Source organism: Nostoc cycadae WK-1 (assembly GCF_002897135.1).
GTDB lineage: Bacteria > Cyanobacteriota > Cyanobacteriia > Cyanobacteriales > Nostocaceae > Nostoc_B.
Map to the genome: position 1 here is coordinate 135951 of NZ_DF978424.1, position 16308 is coordinate 152258.

A 16308-nucleotide genomic window follows, 5' to 3' on the forward strand; every position below is an offset into this window, starting at 1 on the left:
TGACAACCTCCTAATTTTAATTTGTATGATTTTTCTTTAATCCAAGGTGTATCGCCACTTTCAAGCTATTTTGACGGGTGAAAACCCGTCTTTTATTTTGCTGATTATTATCAATTGAGCCATAAATACTATCTATATATGCCAAAATTCGGAGAATTATATCAGCATTTTTGAATTTTAAAAGAATTCATCTTAATGATTTTATTTTAATGTAATGAATAATACCTAGTTAGCGTAATATCAGTTTTTATAAGTTTTGGATACATCCTATAGGAAGATGCTCGGAAGGAAAAATCATGAGTAAATAAATGCGGGATGTTGTTATGCACTGGATTTATAGTCAGGTTTGGTGGTGAGCCAAACCTTTTTTCTTTTTCCAGGTATTAAAATCATTTGACACAGCTTGTCTAGGGAAAAAAGGAATTGATTTATAGTTGAAATTTGCAATTAACTATAATTATTGATAGGAATTAAGTAAGTAGGCGTGAAAAAACAAAAATAAGTTCAGAAAGGTAAACAAGGCTGCCATCCTCTTCCCTCCTGCCTTATCCTAATTACAATTATTTATGTCACTCTACTTATTAACTATTTGTGAACAACAATAACCCCAACTTCTTTAAGAGGTCGGGGTTCTAAAACTCTCAATACTAAAACAAAAAGGTACTCCGAAGAATACCAATCGTAATCGGGTCGCTATCTGGTGTATGTCCAGGTTCCAAGATATGAATTATCCCTGGGGTAATGTAGATATTGTCTGTCATTCGGAAACGATAAAAAGCTTCGATTTGAGTGGTGGTTCCTGGTTGTCCACCTGCACGTCCTAGACCTGTATTCTCAAAATCTGGGACATTATTACCCACAGGTAAATTACTACTAGTAATTTTTGGTGGTTGTCCCACATAAATACCGCCTAAATTTCCTGGAGCAAATAAATCAGGGAAATTCAGAAATACCATGTAATTCGTTGTGTCCACACTACCCGATCGCCCAGGAATAGACGAAGTAGTATAACCACCCCATGCGCCGACAGTGACGCGGGACGAAATTTGCCAACTGACTGTCCCACCATAGGCGTTGGTTTGTAAGGGTGCATTAGTCGCTGTTAAACATTCATCACCAACAAAGGTAAGTAAACAGCCATTAGAAGCATAGTTATTAACGTAATACAAACTCAAATCCACACTATCAGTGGGTGTTAATAACAATTGCACTGCTGTCGTCGTAGTTCCATCAAACAAACCATTGCGTTGACTGGGATTCCCCGGAGTGTAACTAGTATACAAAGCTTGCACACTGGCGCGTTTGGCAAATTGCCAATCTATAGCAATTCCACCATGACCAAAGCCTATGTCTAAAATTGGGTTTCTTTGTGCTAACCAAGATAAAGGCCCTGTAGCTGCGCTCTCGACTCGAACGGGGCCACGGAAAGCGTTGGTCATATTTACGCCTTCTGTTCCTACCATCACCGCTAATTTGTCAGTAACTAACCAGCGATAATTCAAGTCAGTAACAGTTAATGTGTTATCTGTAGGATATTCGTAACTTAGTGCAAAGTCATTACTCAATTTAGGTTTTGTGGTACCATCGGCAGCTATCAACCCTGTAAATAGATAACTACGAGGTGTGAGTTGAGTAGTTAAACTCAGGTAAGAAAAGTTAACAACATTAAAGTTTGTTCCATTATCATCTGAGTCTTTTACACCATCTCTGGGATTAACATCACCACGGTTAGAACTCCGCCCTTGAACACCTACAATTAACAGTCCGTTAAGTTTTGTTGTGGTAGAAAATTGGTTAGCTTGAATTTCGGCGCTACGTGCTTCTAAGCTATCTACTCGTCCCCGCAAGGTAGCTAATTCGCTACTAAATTCTGTTTGTAAGCGTTTAATTGTCTCTAAATCTGCGCGGGTTACGAGTTCGGCGCTGGGTGCTGCTACTGCAATAATTTGGTTAATTTTATCTAAGCAAGCATTCATGCCTGCGGCAAATTCATAGCGAGTAACAGCGCGATCGCCACGAAATGAATTATTCGGATAGCCAGCAATGCAGTTATAGCGCTCTACTAAAGATTGTAAAGCCGTAAAAGCCCAATCGCTGGGTTGGACATCATTCAATTGCGACACCGATGTGACTTGTGCCATCGCTTCCGTGTCTTCTTTTACACCCTGATCTGTTGCAGCGGTAGGAAATATAGAGGAATTTTGGTTGTCTAAACTTAGACTTGTTTCTGTCTCTGTATTTGTATAATCCTGGGCGGATGCTGTTTGTGATCCGCCGTTTAATCCTGCTATCAAGAAAGATGCGATTATCCAGAATTTCAGATAATTATAGCGAATCACGTTAAGTTTCAATGTCTTAAACTCTACCTACAATACTGAAGTTCGAGTGTAAGCAAAAATATCAGGTTCGGCATGAGAAATTTTACCGACTTTGTACTAAATGAGACAAAACTTATTCTGGGCAACAGGAGAAAACGCGAGTATAAAAGTAAAAATAACCAGCCTTACACCACCTACTAGATTGACCGAGAAGCAATATGGCACATCCCTCGCGCAGATTATCGCTCAAATTTTTTAGACGCAATCAAACTTCTACAGACATTGTAGAAAAAACGCCGCAACAAGTAAGTTTGCTGACATCAACAATAGCAGTCACTGTTTTGTTCAGTAGTGCTGGGCTAATTCTGGTGTTTGCTTGGATTAGTTGGCTGTTTATTTTTAATCCCGACAAGATAGTTTGGCTGAACAAGTTTTTACCAGAATGGGCGCAAATTCCCTTCGGTTACAGCGAACACCCGCACACATTACCAGAAATTCAAGCCAGCTTACAAGCACAAAAACAAACATCCGGGGCGACTCTGGCTTTAGATAAAAACGAAAACGCATTTTTATTACCAATTTTTCAGCAACGCACCGATTGTCAGTCTAATTGTCAAGAACTAGCAGCACTGCGGGTTTATCAACTAGCAACAGACTCAGAGTTTCAATCAAAAAGAGAAAAATACTATCGTCTAGCGACGCAACTATCTGTGACTGGAATTGAAAAATCTTTGATTGAAGGGACAGCAGAAAGTGATGATACTAATACTCTGCTACCTTTGAACACAATTAAAGGTTTTGATGACGAAACACCAGCATCAGGAGCATGGTTTAATTTACAAGGGCAATATAAAAAAGGCACAACTGCGATCGCCTATGGTCAAATTTTGTATTACAATCCAGAACGCTCTAACTTAATCCAACTTCTGTCTTGGAAGAATTCTAACGGCCAATTACCAAAATGGCAGCAAGTTACTGGTAACGATACTAAAGAGTTAATTCTAGATCAAACAGTCGGTTTAGAACCCCAATTACGCGTTTACCAAGTTAAACCTACCAAGCTTTACCTCAACCCAATTGAGCTAGATAAAATTTCTCTAAAACCACCAGCCATCAAGGATACTGCTTACCAAAATGCCATATCAATTGCACGTAGTGGTTTGTGGACACCAGCCTTAGAATCTTTAAAATCTATTCAACAACAAGGCAAAATCGCTTTACCAGCCACAGCACAAGCTCAAATAGATTTAATTCGCCTACATGCTCAATTCACCAAAGCCCAAGCAGAAAAAACCTGGGCTAGTCCTAGTGAACAAGTTTTGTCCGATTTAATTGATGGGCGTTGGTCTCAAGCTTTAAAAGTATTTAAAGCATCACCTCAAAATGCACAAGAAATTTCCATCCTCTTAAAAGCAGAAAAAGGCAAGTTGTGGAATCGTGTAGCAGCAACATTAGAAGTTAATCCACAACAAACAGAGGTATTAGCTTGGGGGGCGTTAATTTTAGCCGTTCAACAAGGAAATGAAAGTGCTAATTCTTGGCTAGAGAAACAGCCAAAAATTACTAAAGATACCATTGCAGAGATTCAAGATTTGCTCAAACGATTAAATCATGAGTCAGCCAAGTCTTAAATCTCAACAAATCACTACAACTACCTTTTTTGAAGGTAATTTTTCCGCTTGTGTAGCAGTAAAGTTATACCAGTTGCAACTAACACACCTGGTAGCAAATCTGATTCAGGAATTGGGATAATTTTACCCGCTCCACTAATTGAGTTGGTAAAAACACCAAAATCAGCTATTCTCCGACCAGTTGTGACTAAAAAATATTTTCGTTGAGAAGTTAATTCTCTACTGAATGCAGCAGTACCACCAGTTGTGGTAGTACTTGCTATTAGCACATTATTTAATTGTTGAGAGGGATGGAAACTGTCTTGATATAAAGCCAAAAAAATATCCCATTTTATATTACTTCCAGATGAACCACTGATAGTATATAAACCTGATTGATCAACTGTAAAATCAAACACACTATAAGGTACACTCATCCCTAATGTCCCATCTCTTTCGCCAGAAATCAGAGTAGGAGGATTACCGGGTGCAACGCGCCGCCAAATGGGTTGAGTTGTTGTATCACCTTGATAAGTAAAAGTAGCTGCTAGAGATGGCGTAGGAGTAAAAGTCGTTAATGCTAACCCCAAAATAAATATGAATGGGTTTTGCAAAAACTTTATTTTCAACATAAAATTCATGATTTCTTCAGATACAACCTGTGTAATTCTGCAAAGTGTAGAATTTTAAAAAAGTCCGTTAAGGATAACGAAAATCTTTAATTTCTAAAGGAGAAGGCGGCGCAGAAAGTACGACGATATTTCTAATATTGCTAATATAACGTCCTCCTGCTCTATCACCAGGAACTACTAAACGAGCAAATCCTTCATCTGTCAGCAGTTGCACTGTACCATCATTAGCTTTTTTCGCAAATGCAACCAGCACAGATTTATTTTCAAAGTTGGGATGAATTTCGCCAACAGCTACAACTGCTCCATAACAATCTGTAGCCTCAACTAAAATGTATTGGCGAAGAAAAGCATTTTTGGTATTTTGTCCAGGATTACGAGGTTCTAGTCCACCACCAGCTTTTTCATTGTTAATTAAATCCCACAAAGGAACTCCATAGTATGTTTCAGTTCTGGGGCCTGAGCCTGTTTGAAAGCTAACAGTGATTTCTGTAACTGTTGATGGGTTTTGGGTTTTTACAGCATCACGTAACTCTGTGAGTTTTTGGAGTGTAAAAGTCCTGGGATGATTAATTTCTCCACTTAAACGAAACTTTTCTAAGAATCCACCTGCACATTTATTTTTTGCCCACGGAGCAGGTGTTTCTTGTTTTCTCCAAGGTAGAATATTTCCTGGTTCAGCTAAGGTTGGTTGCCAAAATCCTAGTATGGACAGTATTAAAGATACGCTGGCTATATGGCGCGTAAAATACATACAATATTCCTTATCAACAGTTTGTATTTCTTCTCAGAAGAATATGGTTACGCGTGCCAAATCAACCTAGTTTTTCATCAACTTGGTTAGAAGAAAATATTTTTCTATCCTACATGTCTGGAAAAACTAAGTAAATATTCGGATGAAGCAATAATACCAACTTTATTGGTTTTTATCAAGATAGTTGGTAATTAAGTTGTAAAAAAATTAAGAAGCGTAGATTCCTTGGCTTATTTAGAGAAGTCAGACATTTTATTATATAAATATTGCTGTTTATATACAGCAAGTATTAGGTTATAAATCCAAATTTGTTGGTAACTTAAAATCTTATGGTACAGTGCAAAAATGATAACGCAGTAATTTTTTACTGTAACTAACGCCATCTTCCTCAAACACTATAGAATGTTTAATTATTTCTAGAAAGCGTCGTTTATCAAAAATACCTTGGATTAGCACATCTATTTCTGTTTCTTGTGGATGGGTAAAGTCTTCACCATCTATTGTGTACCAAGGTAAAAACTCTGTTGATTTACAAGTTAATGTACCTAAGTTGGCTCGATTGCCAGAAGTAACTACTAGAAAGACATTATAAAAAAACAATTTTGGAATATTTTGAATATATTTATGCAAGGTATCTTGATTATTTTTCAAGATGTTTATTGCAGATGCTTTCTGATTATATAAAACTGCCAGAGGTAAGCCGTTAATAAAAATAACTGCATCTAACTGGTGAGTTTGATGATTTGCAACAATGGTAAATGGATGAACTACCAACCAATCATTGTTAAGCAAGTTAGCAGAATCTATTAACCAGACTTTTTCGCTAATTATTTGATTATTAATTATGTATGTAATATCAATTCCTTGAGTTAATAATTTATGCAAGTACAGGTTATTTTCCAGTAAGTTTTGTTTGGGTAAAGCAGTCAACTGACGGATAGTTGATTGAAGTGCTGCTGATGAGATGTGCGGATTGATTCTCAGTAAGGCATGACGCAGGCGATCGCCTAAAATAACTTCAGTCTCATTATTGCGTTCTGTCGGATGTCTACCAGCGGCGATATCTGCTTCTAGTTCTACTGTGTAGCCAATAACTTCAAACCAAGTCAGCCAAGAGTCTACAGCAATGGATAGGTTCAAATTTCTGTAGAGATGATGTTTTTTAGCCAAGTTAGTTGCTTGGGCAATTGTTCTACTTAACTTGATAGGATGATTGGGACTCAAAGACTTGATTTTGAGCCGATGGTATGTTTTCACATTGCTTACTAAGATTGGTTGGTATATTTTCCCTAATCAGCATCAAAGCTGAAATTGACCACTCAAACTGTATCAATTGCATCTTTTTACCAAATAAGTTGGTAAATTTATAGGACTTGTGAGATGATTAGTCTTGGAAAAATAAGTTAGCAATATCCAACAATAGCTGCTTAGTACCTTGATAGCCAACTTTAGTCGACAGCGCATGACCTAAGCGGTCAAAAATCGGGATTCCTTGACGATAGAGAGGAATATTCAGTCGTTTAGAGATTGTTGTTGTATATGAATTAGCAATTAGCAAGTCAGAACCAACCGCCATCTGTTCAAAATCTTCTAAGTCGCCAATAGTCACACAAGGAATTGTTAGTTTTTCCAGCACAGGAGAACGCGTTGTTGTGACAGCTGTATGAATATGCACACCCATCGACTGTAAAAAAGTGACGATAGACAAAAGCAAGTCTGGTTCGAGTGCGACAGAAACTCGTTTACCACCAAAGTAAGTGTGAGTATGCAGCATCAAATCTTGCAGTTGACGGCGTTGGCGGCGATATTTCTCTGGGACATGATGACCGCTAATATCTGCCAAGGCTTGCAGAAATCTATCTGTAGCACCTAACCCCGTTAATTCACTAAAAACTTCATAAGGGATGTTAAATCGCTGTTCTAAAATTTTGGCTGCACCACGCATACTCTCACCCAAAGCCAAAGTGAAGACAGAATGACCGATTTGTTGTAATTCTGCCAATGTTGTACCACTGCCTGTGATGCCATTGTAGTTATGATCCCACTGACTATCTAGTAAACCAGAAAGGTCAGGGATAGCGATCGCCTGTAAGCCAAAAGCCGCAATTATTTCTTTTACCTGTTCGATATCGGCTGGTGTAAACGCAGAACTAGCCAACACAACAACTTGCTGGAGATAACAGCCGCCACTATTTTGGGGGATTTCCTTAACTATACTTTCTACGACTGCGGCAAAGCCATCTTGCAAAGTACCTTTAAAATCAGGCGTAGAGACTAAGACAATGGGTAAATTATCCAATTCTGGGTAACGGTGACGAATATCTTTAGTCAAACGTCGCAAATCATCGCCTTTAGTTTCCGTTAATCCCGTGGTACATAAACCGAGAATTTCTGGTTGATATCTCTGCACCATCTGTAAAATTGCCTGTTCAACTTTATCCTCATCTCCCATAATGGTAGAGACTTCTGTCATTGCCGTACTAGAAAGCGGAATCGCCTCACGCAAATGCTGTGCTAGAGGAGATTTAGTAAAAGCACTGCAACCAGGTGAACCATGTAATAAAGGCAGCATCCCCTTTAAGCCTAAGAATGCTAAGGTTGCACCGATGGCTTGACTTTGTTTAAGAGGATTGATTGTAACAGATGTACTCGTAACACTCAAAATTGCCATAATTTAAGTCCGGGAGAATTTTATGAATGAGGATTAATACAAAGAGGTAATTTCATTCAATCTCCTCCCAAGGCGCAGATTTGCGTACTTGTTGCCAAACAGGACTGTAGATAGTTGTGTAGATTTCTCGTGCGGCGGCTAAAACTCCTGCGTAGCCTGCGTAAAGTTCTGAGTTAATGTTGAGGAAAGGAATTTTGGCTTGGAAGGTGAGAGATTTTAGGCGATCGCTTGCTATTAATAAATCAACTTGATTTTCATTAATTATTGGAATAATCTCTTCCAGTCTCTCATTTGCCAAAACTACTTCATCCCTATCAAGCCATTGTTTCAGTCTATTTTTATCCTCTTGATTCAATTTTCTACAACTAAGTGGAATCACTTTCATTCCTAAATTATTTGCAGATTCAATCATTATCCAACTACCAAAATCAGCAATATCAATCATTACGGTTTTATCTTGTAGTTGTAATTTATAGAAATTCAGTTTTTCTGATAAATTATTAACTTCTTCGTTGATTAGATTTTCTATTCTTTCTTCTAGTTCAGGGCTGCCTAATTTTGTGGCAATACTTTTCAAAAGCTGAGTTATATCATCTACACCATACATTGGTACTTCAATGTATGGTATATCAAACTTATGTTGCATCTTTTTGACAAACTTTAACATTATCTGTGAAGGAATCAGCACATTCAACTTGGCACGATGGGCATAACAAATTTCTTTGTAGTGACTATCTCCTGTAATTTTGGCTAAAACTCTAATACCTAATTTTTCTAGTAATGGCAAAATGTTACTAACTGCACCTGCCATATTATATTCACTAATAATATTGATATCATAAGGTGTAGTAAACTCTGGTTCGGCTGTACCAATTACGTGTTCTATTAAAGTTTCACCAGCCAGACGAATACCCAAGTTTTTCCGACCAGCAAAACCAGGAGAATCTACAGGGATAATTGGTATTCCTATTTGTTCATAAGCATCTTTACAGGCTCCATGAATATCATCGCCAATCAGAGCAGAAACACAAGTAGAATAGACAAATACAGCACTAGGCTGGTAGCGTCTAACTAGCTGTATAATAGCTTTTTGTAATTTTTTAGCACCACCAAAAATAATGTCGCTTTCCTCCATATCAGTGGTAAAGCGAATTTTGTGCAGCCTAAAGTCAGATGATAAATTGCTGTTATTTCCCCAAGCATTATTTATACAACCACTTGGCCCATGAATTAAATGTGCAGCATCAATAATAGGTACAAGAGTCAACATTGCCCCATCAAAAGCACAATCTTCATGAGCATCTAACGCTGAAGGTACCTGCATACCAAATCTATCTTCATTATCTGGCATTGAATTATGAGGATTTCTGCTGGTGTTTTCTTGATTAATTTTCATGGTTTGTGATTAGAAGGTAATATTTTTGAATGGAATCTCAAAAACTCATTTCATCTGTGTGTCTTGAAGCGAGATAAAGAAAGAATGGGAAAAATAACATTCCCATTCCCTCAAAAAATAGACAACCAACCAAGTAGAGAAAGAGAAAAACTAAAATACTAATTCCACATTAAAAATCTGAGAAATTGCGGTAAAAATGGTAAAGCAAAAACTTCCAAAACAATAGATCAGCTATGAGAATACCTCCGAATTTCGATAGATGAATGATTGAGGGTAGAGTGGGCTATTTTCGCCCACTCAATGCTGACTAGGTAACTAACAAGCTTTATTTTTTGTCGCTACTAACAACGACTTCGACGTTACCTTTTTTGAGTGCTTCTAGTGCTTCACCTTCAGCATCTTCTTGCTTTTTAGCGGCTTCTTCTTGAGCATCAGCAGCGGCAATCATTTTCGCAGCATTTTCTTCACTTTCAAGAATACCAAACTCAATCAATAAATCTTCTAGCTCATCCATCTCAATGGGTGTAGGAATGGCAAGATTTTTATTGTTGATAATCTTGTCCGCTAATGTGCGATATTCATTAGCTTGATTACTATCGGGTGCATACTCGTTAACAGTCATCCGGCGCAATTCAGCATGTTGCACGATGTTGTCACGAGGTACAAAGTGAATCATCTGGGTGCTTAATCGAGATGCTAGGGTGGTAATTAGTTCATCTTCCCGGTCTGTTTTGCGGCTGTTGCAAATTAAACCACCCAAGCGCACACCGCCAGTGTGTGCATATTTCAGAACACCACGAGCGATGTTATTTGCTGCAAACATCGCCATCATTTCACCAGAGGTAACAATATAGATTTCTTGTGCTTTCCCTTCCCGAATTGGCATAGCGAAACCACCACACACAACGTCACCCAGTACGTCATAAGATACGAAATCTACGTTGCTATAAGCGCCGTTTTCTTCCAGAAAGTTAATAGCGGTGATAATACCGCGACCAGCGCAACCTACACCGGGTTCAGGGCCACCAGATTCCACACACTTAATCCCCCGAAAGCCTTCAATCACGACTTCTTCAAGTTCTAGGTCTTCGACTGCACCGCGTTCAGCAGCTAAATGGAGAACGGTGGTTTGAGCTTTAGTATGCAGAATCAAGCGGGTAGAGTCAGCTTTAGGGTCACATCCGACAATTAAGATTCGTTGACCGACTTCTGCCATTGCAGCGAGGGTGTTTTGGGAGGTGGTAGATTTACCAATACCGCCTTTACCGTAAAAGGCTATTTGTCTAATCTTTTCGTCGGACATGATGATGTAGTCTCCTACTAAATTAGTGAATTTTTGTGAGTTTGCGATTTGAAGCGTTCGCACGCTGCATAGAACGTCGTTGGAGGCGATCGCTCTACTCCCACAACTGTTAAAATCCAGTACATATTGAAGTGTGAAGTGTGAATTCTGAAGTGTGTAGACTCTTTTAGCGCCTTACCCTAGGGTAGGAGGAAATTTTACCCTTCCTACCTACTCCCTATTTCCCTATTCCCCAGCCTAAACAGTTGCTACAACTTCCCCAATTTTGCTAATGTCGTAGCCACCGAGAACTTCTAATTGCGAGTGAACCATCCGATGTCCCAAGGTACTCAGTAATTGTTGGATTGGTGATTCTTCTAGATATTCCTTGAGAATTACTAAGTCGTAGCGTGACTGATGCAGCGGGATAAATCCTAAGCCAAAGGTTGTAGCGATGGATGCTGTACTAATACCTGCGTCGGCTAACCCAAATGCGACAGCTTGGGCAACATCTTGGTGACTAGTAACAATATGCTCAAATCCTTTAACAGTATCAAATGGTATTTGTGCTTCTTGTAGTTTGCGTTCCAACAGCATCCGACTACCAGCGCCAGTTTCACGATTGATAATTGTTGCTTTGGCTTTGACTAAATCGGATAATGTTTCCCAACCTTTGGGATTACCAGATGGTACTAATAATCCTTCTTCCCATAAACCGAGGGTAATCACAACTGCTGATTTTCCCGCTAAAACTTCTCGCACAAACGGAACATTATGTTCGCCTGTTTTAGGATCATATAGGTGCATCCCGGCAATGTGCGCTTCACCTCTGCATAAACTGTGTAATGCAGCCATGCTGTTAGCAAAGGTAAAATGTACTCGCAATTGCGGATGCCAACGTTCGGTAGCCCTTGCCCAAAGAGAGATTACAGGCGCACAGCCAGCAATTACAACAGTATTGTGTAGCGCTTCGAGATTATCATCCAAAAGCCTGACTTTGACTGTATTTGCATCTATGTGCTTTTCTGCTTCCCCATCCGCAGGTATCATATCTTGACGGAATGCTTCTTTTCCCACTAAAGGATAAGCTATCCATTGTCCGCCAACTCTAGCGAGACTAACTCGCAAAGGTTGATTAATTGTGACAGGTTTAGCGAGAATTGCTTCAATTTCAGGTAAATCCTGCTCTAACCAGAATAGATCCTCAACTTGACAGCCAAGTGCTTTCGCTAATTTTAGTGTGATGGCGACAGAAGGAGCATATTGTCCCGACTCTACACCACTAATAGTTTGACGAGTGACACCAGCAATGTTTGCTAAATCTTGCTGGCTCATTCCTAAGCGGGTTCTGATTGACTTCAAGTTATTCCGGAGGTCGCTATCCTGCTTCATTGGCTTCCTTTTTTCTCAACTTTACAAAGCCGTAGCGGATTTACCTGTATCTGTGCTTGCAAAAGGTTTGCTTTGTCTTTTGCCTTGCCCTTTCTTTTCCCTCTACAGAAAGAATAACATACATCTTGCTAGTTTTCTTGCCAAAAAATCAAAAATTTTTGCGCTAAGTTTGTTTTACCTGCTTTTTTTGGCAGTAGCAATGAGAAAAATGCTTTTATATATAAGGGTTGGCGCTTTAGTTAACTTCTAGGTTTATACCAAAATAGTTGGTTTAATGTGGCGATCGCTACAGTTTTTATAGTTAGTTTCGGTTTTGATGCTTTTTAGGCAGGTAATCTCGCTAGTGAAGAACATACCAACCAACATTGTTGCCGGGATAAAGTATTGACTACTAAATATCCCTCGCAATAAAAGCTTTTCCTGCAAAATTTTAGAGGCAATATGATTACCGAAGAAGATTTAGCACAGCAATTTGCGACTATTGTTGAACACACTCATCCCAGTGCATGGGAAGTAATTCGCCATTGTTACGTAAAAGTTATTAACCCCCAGTTCACATATCTACATCCTACATACTTCCATAAACGATATGTGAGCATTTACTGTCCTGAGAAACTGATGGCTGCTGTACTCACGCAAAAAAACTTACTCAGAGAAGTCGCACAATATTTGGGACTAATTGAAGTTGTCTGCTTAAATGCTACCAACTTAGTTCGTGATCCGATGTCTCAACTTAAGCGAACTCATCCTCAATTATGGTTAGATTTATTATGGATTCTCTCAACCAAACATGAAAATTAGCTAATTGCCAGTAGCTGAAGATAAGTTTTTGAGTTAGAGAGTGCTTACTTTCACTGACTTATAGAAGAGTGTAAAAATTTAATATAACAAATGGCTGTAAAATAGCCATTTGTTATATTAATCAACTAATCAACAATAACTTAATCGATAGCAATCATGACATCTGTAGCTTTAATAATGGCATAAACTTCTTTGCCTTCAGATAGTTTTAGATTGTCTGCTGATGATTTAGTAATGATTGCAGTTACTTCTACTCCATTGGCAATTTCTATTGTTACTTCAGTATTGACACTACCAATTTCAACTTTTTTGACTGTTCCTTTTAAGCCGTTACGAGCGCTAATTTGCATATTACATTGCTCCCTGGTTCAGTATTATTAACAGTTTCAATATAGCATTTACTGTTTTTAAAATTGAAGAATATCAAATTCAACGCAGTTTTTTTATTATTTTTTTATATTCATTCTGTGTCAACAAATGATTACCAACTATACTAAAAATTTATTAATAAAGTTGGTATTTCAGCAGTAAGATATTCTATGTACTTACCCTGAGTTCAACGAACGCTAATTCAAGAACATGAGTTTTGCATCTAGGGTAATTGCCTCCTCAATAGGTTAAGAGGTAGGACTCATAACAGGGTAAGTATTTTCCTGCTTTTGTTGTCAACATTTCCACACAACTTAAGCTGACAAACTTTTAAACTCACCTTAACCGTGATAAACTACTTTTACCAACTTTCTTGGTTAGTATATACGTTTACTGATTTACGAGTGTAATATATATCAGGTGTGAGGCGCATGAGTAGTATTTTCCGCAGTGCAGTATGGATAACTCCAATACTGCTGATTGCTAGTGTCGTTACAAGTAAAAAAGTGCTGGCAAATCCTGTTGAAGCTGATAGCAATATACAAGCAGAAAGTATCAAGTTAATCCAAACACAACAAACTCTGACTGCTAAAACAGAGGTTAAACCTAAAAAAAATAATGTATTAGAATTAACATTGGCGGATGATAATTCTGATACAATGAATCAAGTAACATCCGTATCGCAACTATCAGATGTGCAACCTACAGATTGGGCATTCCAAGCTCTACAATCTTTAGTTGAGAGATATGGGTGTATTGCAGGTTATCCCAACAGTACATATCGTGGTAATCGCGCTATGACCCGCTATGAATTTGCAGCTGGGTTAAATGCTTGCTTAGAAAGAATTAATGAACTAATTGCCACAAGTACAGCTGATGCTGTTAAAAAAGAAGACTTAGAAACCTTACAAAAACTGCAACAAGAATTTGCCGATGGTTTAGTAGAGTTGCGCGGTAGAATCGACCCACTAGAAGCACGTACCGCCGAACTAGAAGCAAATCAGTTTTCCACTACAACTAAATTATCAGGGGATGTAATTGTCACCTTTGGAGGTGTATATGGTGATGAAAAAGCGCTCACTTCTGATGCGTGGCGGACGATAAATAATACACCTGGTGGTAATAGAGCCGCCAGAGAAGCAGCAGCCTATAGAAGTGCTGGTGGGCGTGACTTAGAAGACAATACAATATTGGCTGACCGAGTGCGAATAATATTGGATTCGAGTTTTTCTGGTCAAGACCGCTTGCGAGTGATATTGAGAGCAAATAATACTCTGGCGTTCAACGCGACAAATCAAGTCTCTGGAACAAATATGACGCGGTTGGCGTGGGATACAACTCTCGAACCAGACAACAGTGTTGGAGTTGCCAAGTTATTCTATAACTTCCCTGTTGGGGATAAGTTGAATGTGACGGTTGACGCAATTGGTGGTTCGTTTTTCGATAACTTCAACACAGTGAACCCGCTGTTCTCGGCGGCTACAACTGGCGCTATTTCGCGGTTTGGTCGTTTTGCACCAATTTATCGCGCTAGTAACTCTGGACTGGCGGTTGGTAGAGGTTCTGGTATTAGTGCCATTTTCAAGCTGAGTGATGCTATTACCTTCTCAGGTGGTTATATAGCTAGAAATGCCGAAAATCCTCTTGATGGTAGAGGTTTGTTTGATGGTAGTTACGGTGCGTTAGGACAAGTAGCGTTTCAACCAAATAAAAACTTGACTCTGGCTTTCACTTACGCCCATTCTTACTTTAGTGCTGTTGATGGTAATGGAGTTGCAACTGGTGATGTGAATGTCTCTGGTTCGGAAGGAAGTACCTTTGCAAATAATCCTTTTGGTACAACTGCAATTCCAATTGCTACATCAGCCAATCATTACGGCATTCAAAGTAGTTACAAGTTGAGCGATAAATTCATCTTATCTGGTTGGGTGGGTTATACACAGGCGATCGCCGAAACAAATTCTGGCAGAAATCCCGTGACTAACACAGTTAATAGAGGGGATAAAGCAGACATTTGGAACTGGGCTGTCACTTTAGGGTTTCCCGATTTGGGTAAAAAAGGTAATGTCGGTGGAATTATCTTTGGTCAACCGCCGAAGGTGACAAGTAATGATTATGGGGCGCAGACTCTCACCGCCACAAGTGCGCGTCGGGAAGATAGCGATACTTCATATCATCTAGAAGCTTTGTATCGTTATCAGGTGAACAGTAATATCTCAATTACACCAGGATTGATTGTGCTTTTTAACCCTGAACACAATAGCAACAACGACACAATCTATGTCGGGACTATTCGGACAACCTTCCGTTTTTAGAAATAGGTTGTCAAAGTTATCAATCAAGCTGTTTGAATATAAAACTGCTCAAACAGCTTTTGTCAGCATATTTATGTAGAAAATTACTCAGCAAGTATAGAAAATCAGTACCTTACTACTATCCTAATTTTTTTTGATAGTGGTAATGTTTATGTATAAAGATTTTTTAGAAACACAACTCAACGGGTCTTGATAGCGATCGCCAAACTTAGATTTGCTCAAAGAAAATGATCAAAATTACGGTTTTATGTTTTGGTTAGCTAAAAACAGGCGTTAACCCAAAGCCCTATGCTCACAAACAGACTGATATAGTACAGGCGATCGCTTTTTATAAAAATGAATTTATTCTTCTTCTGGATGAGCAGCAGCTAACTTTTGCTCTTTCAAGTTTTGTAATTGCTGTAACAGAGAATCTACCTCTGCTTCCAGGTTTTTCAATTTTGCTTGCTGATCTGCTTGATAGTAAGACTTGTTCAGATCACTGATTAAAGTAGCTTGAGACTGCCGTTCTGAAACACTAGATAATGTAGACATTGTTTATTAAATAGATACACAACTCAACTCACACCAATATTAAATATTATAGTAATGTCGGTTTAAGGTTTGTTAAATTATTGTGTAGTTTTCATCACATCATCTGATAGGTTACGAGTTTTGTGATAAGTGACGGCGATGAGAAATTAATGTTCCACTGTTCCTATCGCTACAAAAAATCGAGGTTCTTTATGCTTGAGGGTATAGGGGTTTGCGCTTTACGAGAGTTGCTATTCG

13 protein-coding genes are annotated in these 16308 nt (G+C 38.7%); 3 read left to right on the forward strand and 10 right to left on the reverse strand.

Annotated elements, in window-relative coordinates; genetic code table 11:
- Positions 1 to 647: 647 nt before the first annotated feature.
- Positions 648 to 2351, reverse strand: coding sequence for an iron uptake porin (locus NCWK1_RS06990; RefSeq protein WP_245894851.1), 1704 nt, complete (start codon positions 2349 to 2351; stop codon positions 648 to 650).
- 185 nt (positions 2352 to 2536) lie between these two features.
- On the opposite strand from NCWK1_RS06990, the gene NCWK1_RS06995 reads away from it, so the two are divergent.
- Positions 2537 to 3949, forward strand: coding sequence for a hypothetical protein (locus NCWK1_RS06995; RefSeq protein ID WP_096576057.1), 1413 nt, complete (start codon positions 2537 to 2539; stop codon positions 3947 to 3949).
- A gap of 20 nt (positions 3950 to 3969) precedes the next feature.
- Here the strand turns inward: NCWK1_RS06995 and NCWK1_RS07000 are convergent, their stop codons facing one another.
- From NCWK1_RS07000 to NCWK1_RS07030, 7 genes are all read right to left on the reverse strand, one after another.
- Positions 3970 to 4542 carry a PEP-CTERM sorting domain-containing protein gene (locus NCWK1_RS07000; RefSeq protein WP_146033956.1) on the reverse strand — a complete coding sequence of 191 codons (573 nt, stop codon included), beginning with the start codon at positions 4540 to 4542 and terminating at the stop codon, positions 3970 to 3972.
- Positions 4543 to 4627: 85 nt separating this feature from the next.
- Positions 4628 to 5311: a hypothetical protein gene (locus NCWK1_RS07005; RefSeq protein ID WP_103124218.1), complete on the reverse strand. Its 684-nt coding sequence runs from the start codon at positions 5309 to 5311 to the stop codon at positions 4628 to 4630.
- 327 nt (positions 5312 to 5638) lie between these two features.
- Entirely contained in the window at positions 5639 to 6568 is a 930-nt protein-coding gene (locus tag NCWK1_RS07010) for a type I restriction endonuclease (RefSeq protein WP_187308077.1), read from the reverse strand.
- 127 nt (positions 6569 to 6695) lie between these two features.
- Positions 6696 to 7982: a nitrogenase iron-molybdenum cofactor biosynthesis protein NifN gene (gene nifN / locus NCWK1_RS07015; protein ID WP_103124220.1), complete on the reverse strand. Its 1287-nt coding sequence runs from the start codon at positions 7980 to 7982 to the stop codon at positions 6696 to 6698.
- Between the two features lie 52 nt (positions 7983 to 8034).
- On the reverse strand, positions 8035 to 9378 hold the full coding sequence (locus NCWK1_RS07020; protein WP_103124221.1) for a nitrogenase component 1: 1344 nt from the start codon (positions 9376 to 9378) through the stop codon (positions 8035 to 8037).
- 325 nt (positions 9379 to 9703) lie between these two features.
- Entirely contained in the window at positions 9704 to 10681 is a 978-nt protein-coding gene (nifH, locus tag NCWK1_RS07025) for a nitrogenase iron protein (protein ID WP_096576042.1), read from the reverse strand.
- 237 nt (positions 10682 to 10918) lie between these two features.
- On the reverse strand, positions 10919 to 12052 hold the full coding sequence (locus NCWK1_RS07030; protein WP_103124222.1) for a substrate-binding domain-containing protein: 1134 nt from the start codon (positions 12050 to 12052) through the stop codon (positions 10919 to 10921).
- A 441-nt stretch (positions 12053 to 12493) separates the two neighbouring features.
- Here NCWK1_RS07030 and NCWK1_RS07035 point away from each other — a divergent pair, with 441 nt between their 5' ends.
- Entirely contained in the window at positions 12494 to 12853 is a 360-nt protein-coding gene (locus tag NCWK1_RS07035) for a hypothetical protein (RefSeq protein WP_096576038.1), read from the forward strand.
- A gap of 140 nt (positions 12854 to 12993) precedes the next feature.
- Here the strand turns inward: NCWK1_RS07035 and NCWK1_RS07040 are convergent, their stop codons facing one another.
- On the reverse strand, positions 12994 to 13203 hold the full coding sequence (locus tag NCWK1_RS07040) for a TOBE domain-containing protein (protein ID WP_096576036.1): 210 nt from the start codon (positions 13201 to 13203) through the stop codon (positions 12994 to 12996).
- 450 nt (positions 13204 to 13653) lie between these two features.
- On the opposite strand from NCWK1_RS07040, the gene NCWK1_RS07045 reads away from it, so the two are divergent.
- Positions 13654 to 15537 carry an iron uptake porin gene (locus NCWK1_RS07045; protein WP_103124223.1) on the forward strand — a complete coding sequence of 628 codons (1884 nt, stop codon included), beginning with the start codon at positions 13654 to 13656 and terminating at the stop codon, positions 15535 to 15537.
- Positions 15538 to 15879: 342 nt separating this feature from the next.
- Here the strand turns inward: NCWK1_RS07045 and NCWK1_RS07050 are convergent, their stop codons facing one another.
- Positions 15880 to 16071 (reverse strand): hypothetical protein, encoded by a 192-nt coding sequence (locus NCWK1_RS07050; RefSeq protein ID WP_096576031.1) that lies wholly within the window; start codon positions 16069 to 16071, stop codon positions 15880 to 15882.
- Between the last annotated feature and the right edge of the window lie 237 nt (positions 16072 to 16308).

Coding starts and splice junctions, on each gene's coding strand:
- NCWK1_RS06995 (WP_096576057.1), top strand. CDS start 2,537: ATGGCACATCCCTCGCGCAGATTATCGCTCAAATTTTTTAGACGCAAT.
- NCWK1_RS07005 (WP_103124218.1), bottom strand. CDS start 5,311: ATGTATTTTACGCGCCATATAGCCAGCGTATCTTTAATACTGTCCATA.
- nifN (WP_103124220.1), bottom strand. CDS start 7,982: ATGGCAATTTTGAGTGTTACGAGTACATCTGTTACAATCAATCCTCTT.
- NCWK1_RS07020 (WP_103124221.1), bottom strand. CDS start 9,378: ATGAAAATTAATCAAGAAAACACCAGCAGAAATCCTCATAATTCAATG.
- nifH (WP_096576042.1), bottom strand. CDS start 10,681: ATGTCCGACGAAAAGATTAGACAAATAGCCTTTTACGGTAAAGGCGGT.
- NCWK1_RS07030 (WP_103124222.1), bottom strand. CDS start 12,052: ATGAAGCAGGATAGCGACCTCCGGAATAACTTGAAGTCAATCAGAACC.
- NCWK1_RS07035 (WP_096576038.1), top strand. CDS start 12,494: ATGATTACCGAAGAAGATTTAGCACAGCAATTTGCGACTATTGTTGAA.
- NCWK1_RS07040 (WP_096576036.1), bottom strand. CDS start 13,203: ATGCAAATTAGCGCTCGTAACGGCTTAAAAGGAACAGTCAAAAAAGTT.
- NCWK1_RS07045 (WP_103124223.1), top strand. CDS start 13,654: ATGAGTAGTATTTTCCGCAGTGCAGTATGGATAACTCCAATACTGCTG.
- NCWK1_RS07050 (WP_096576031.1), bottom strand. CDS start 16,071: ATGTCTACATTATCTAGTGTTTCAGAACGGCAGTCTCAAGCTACTTTA.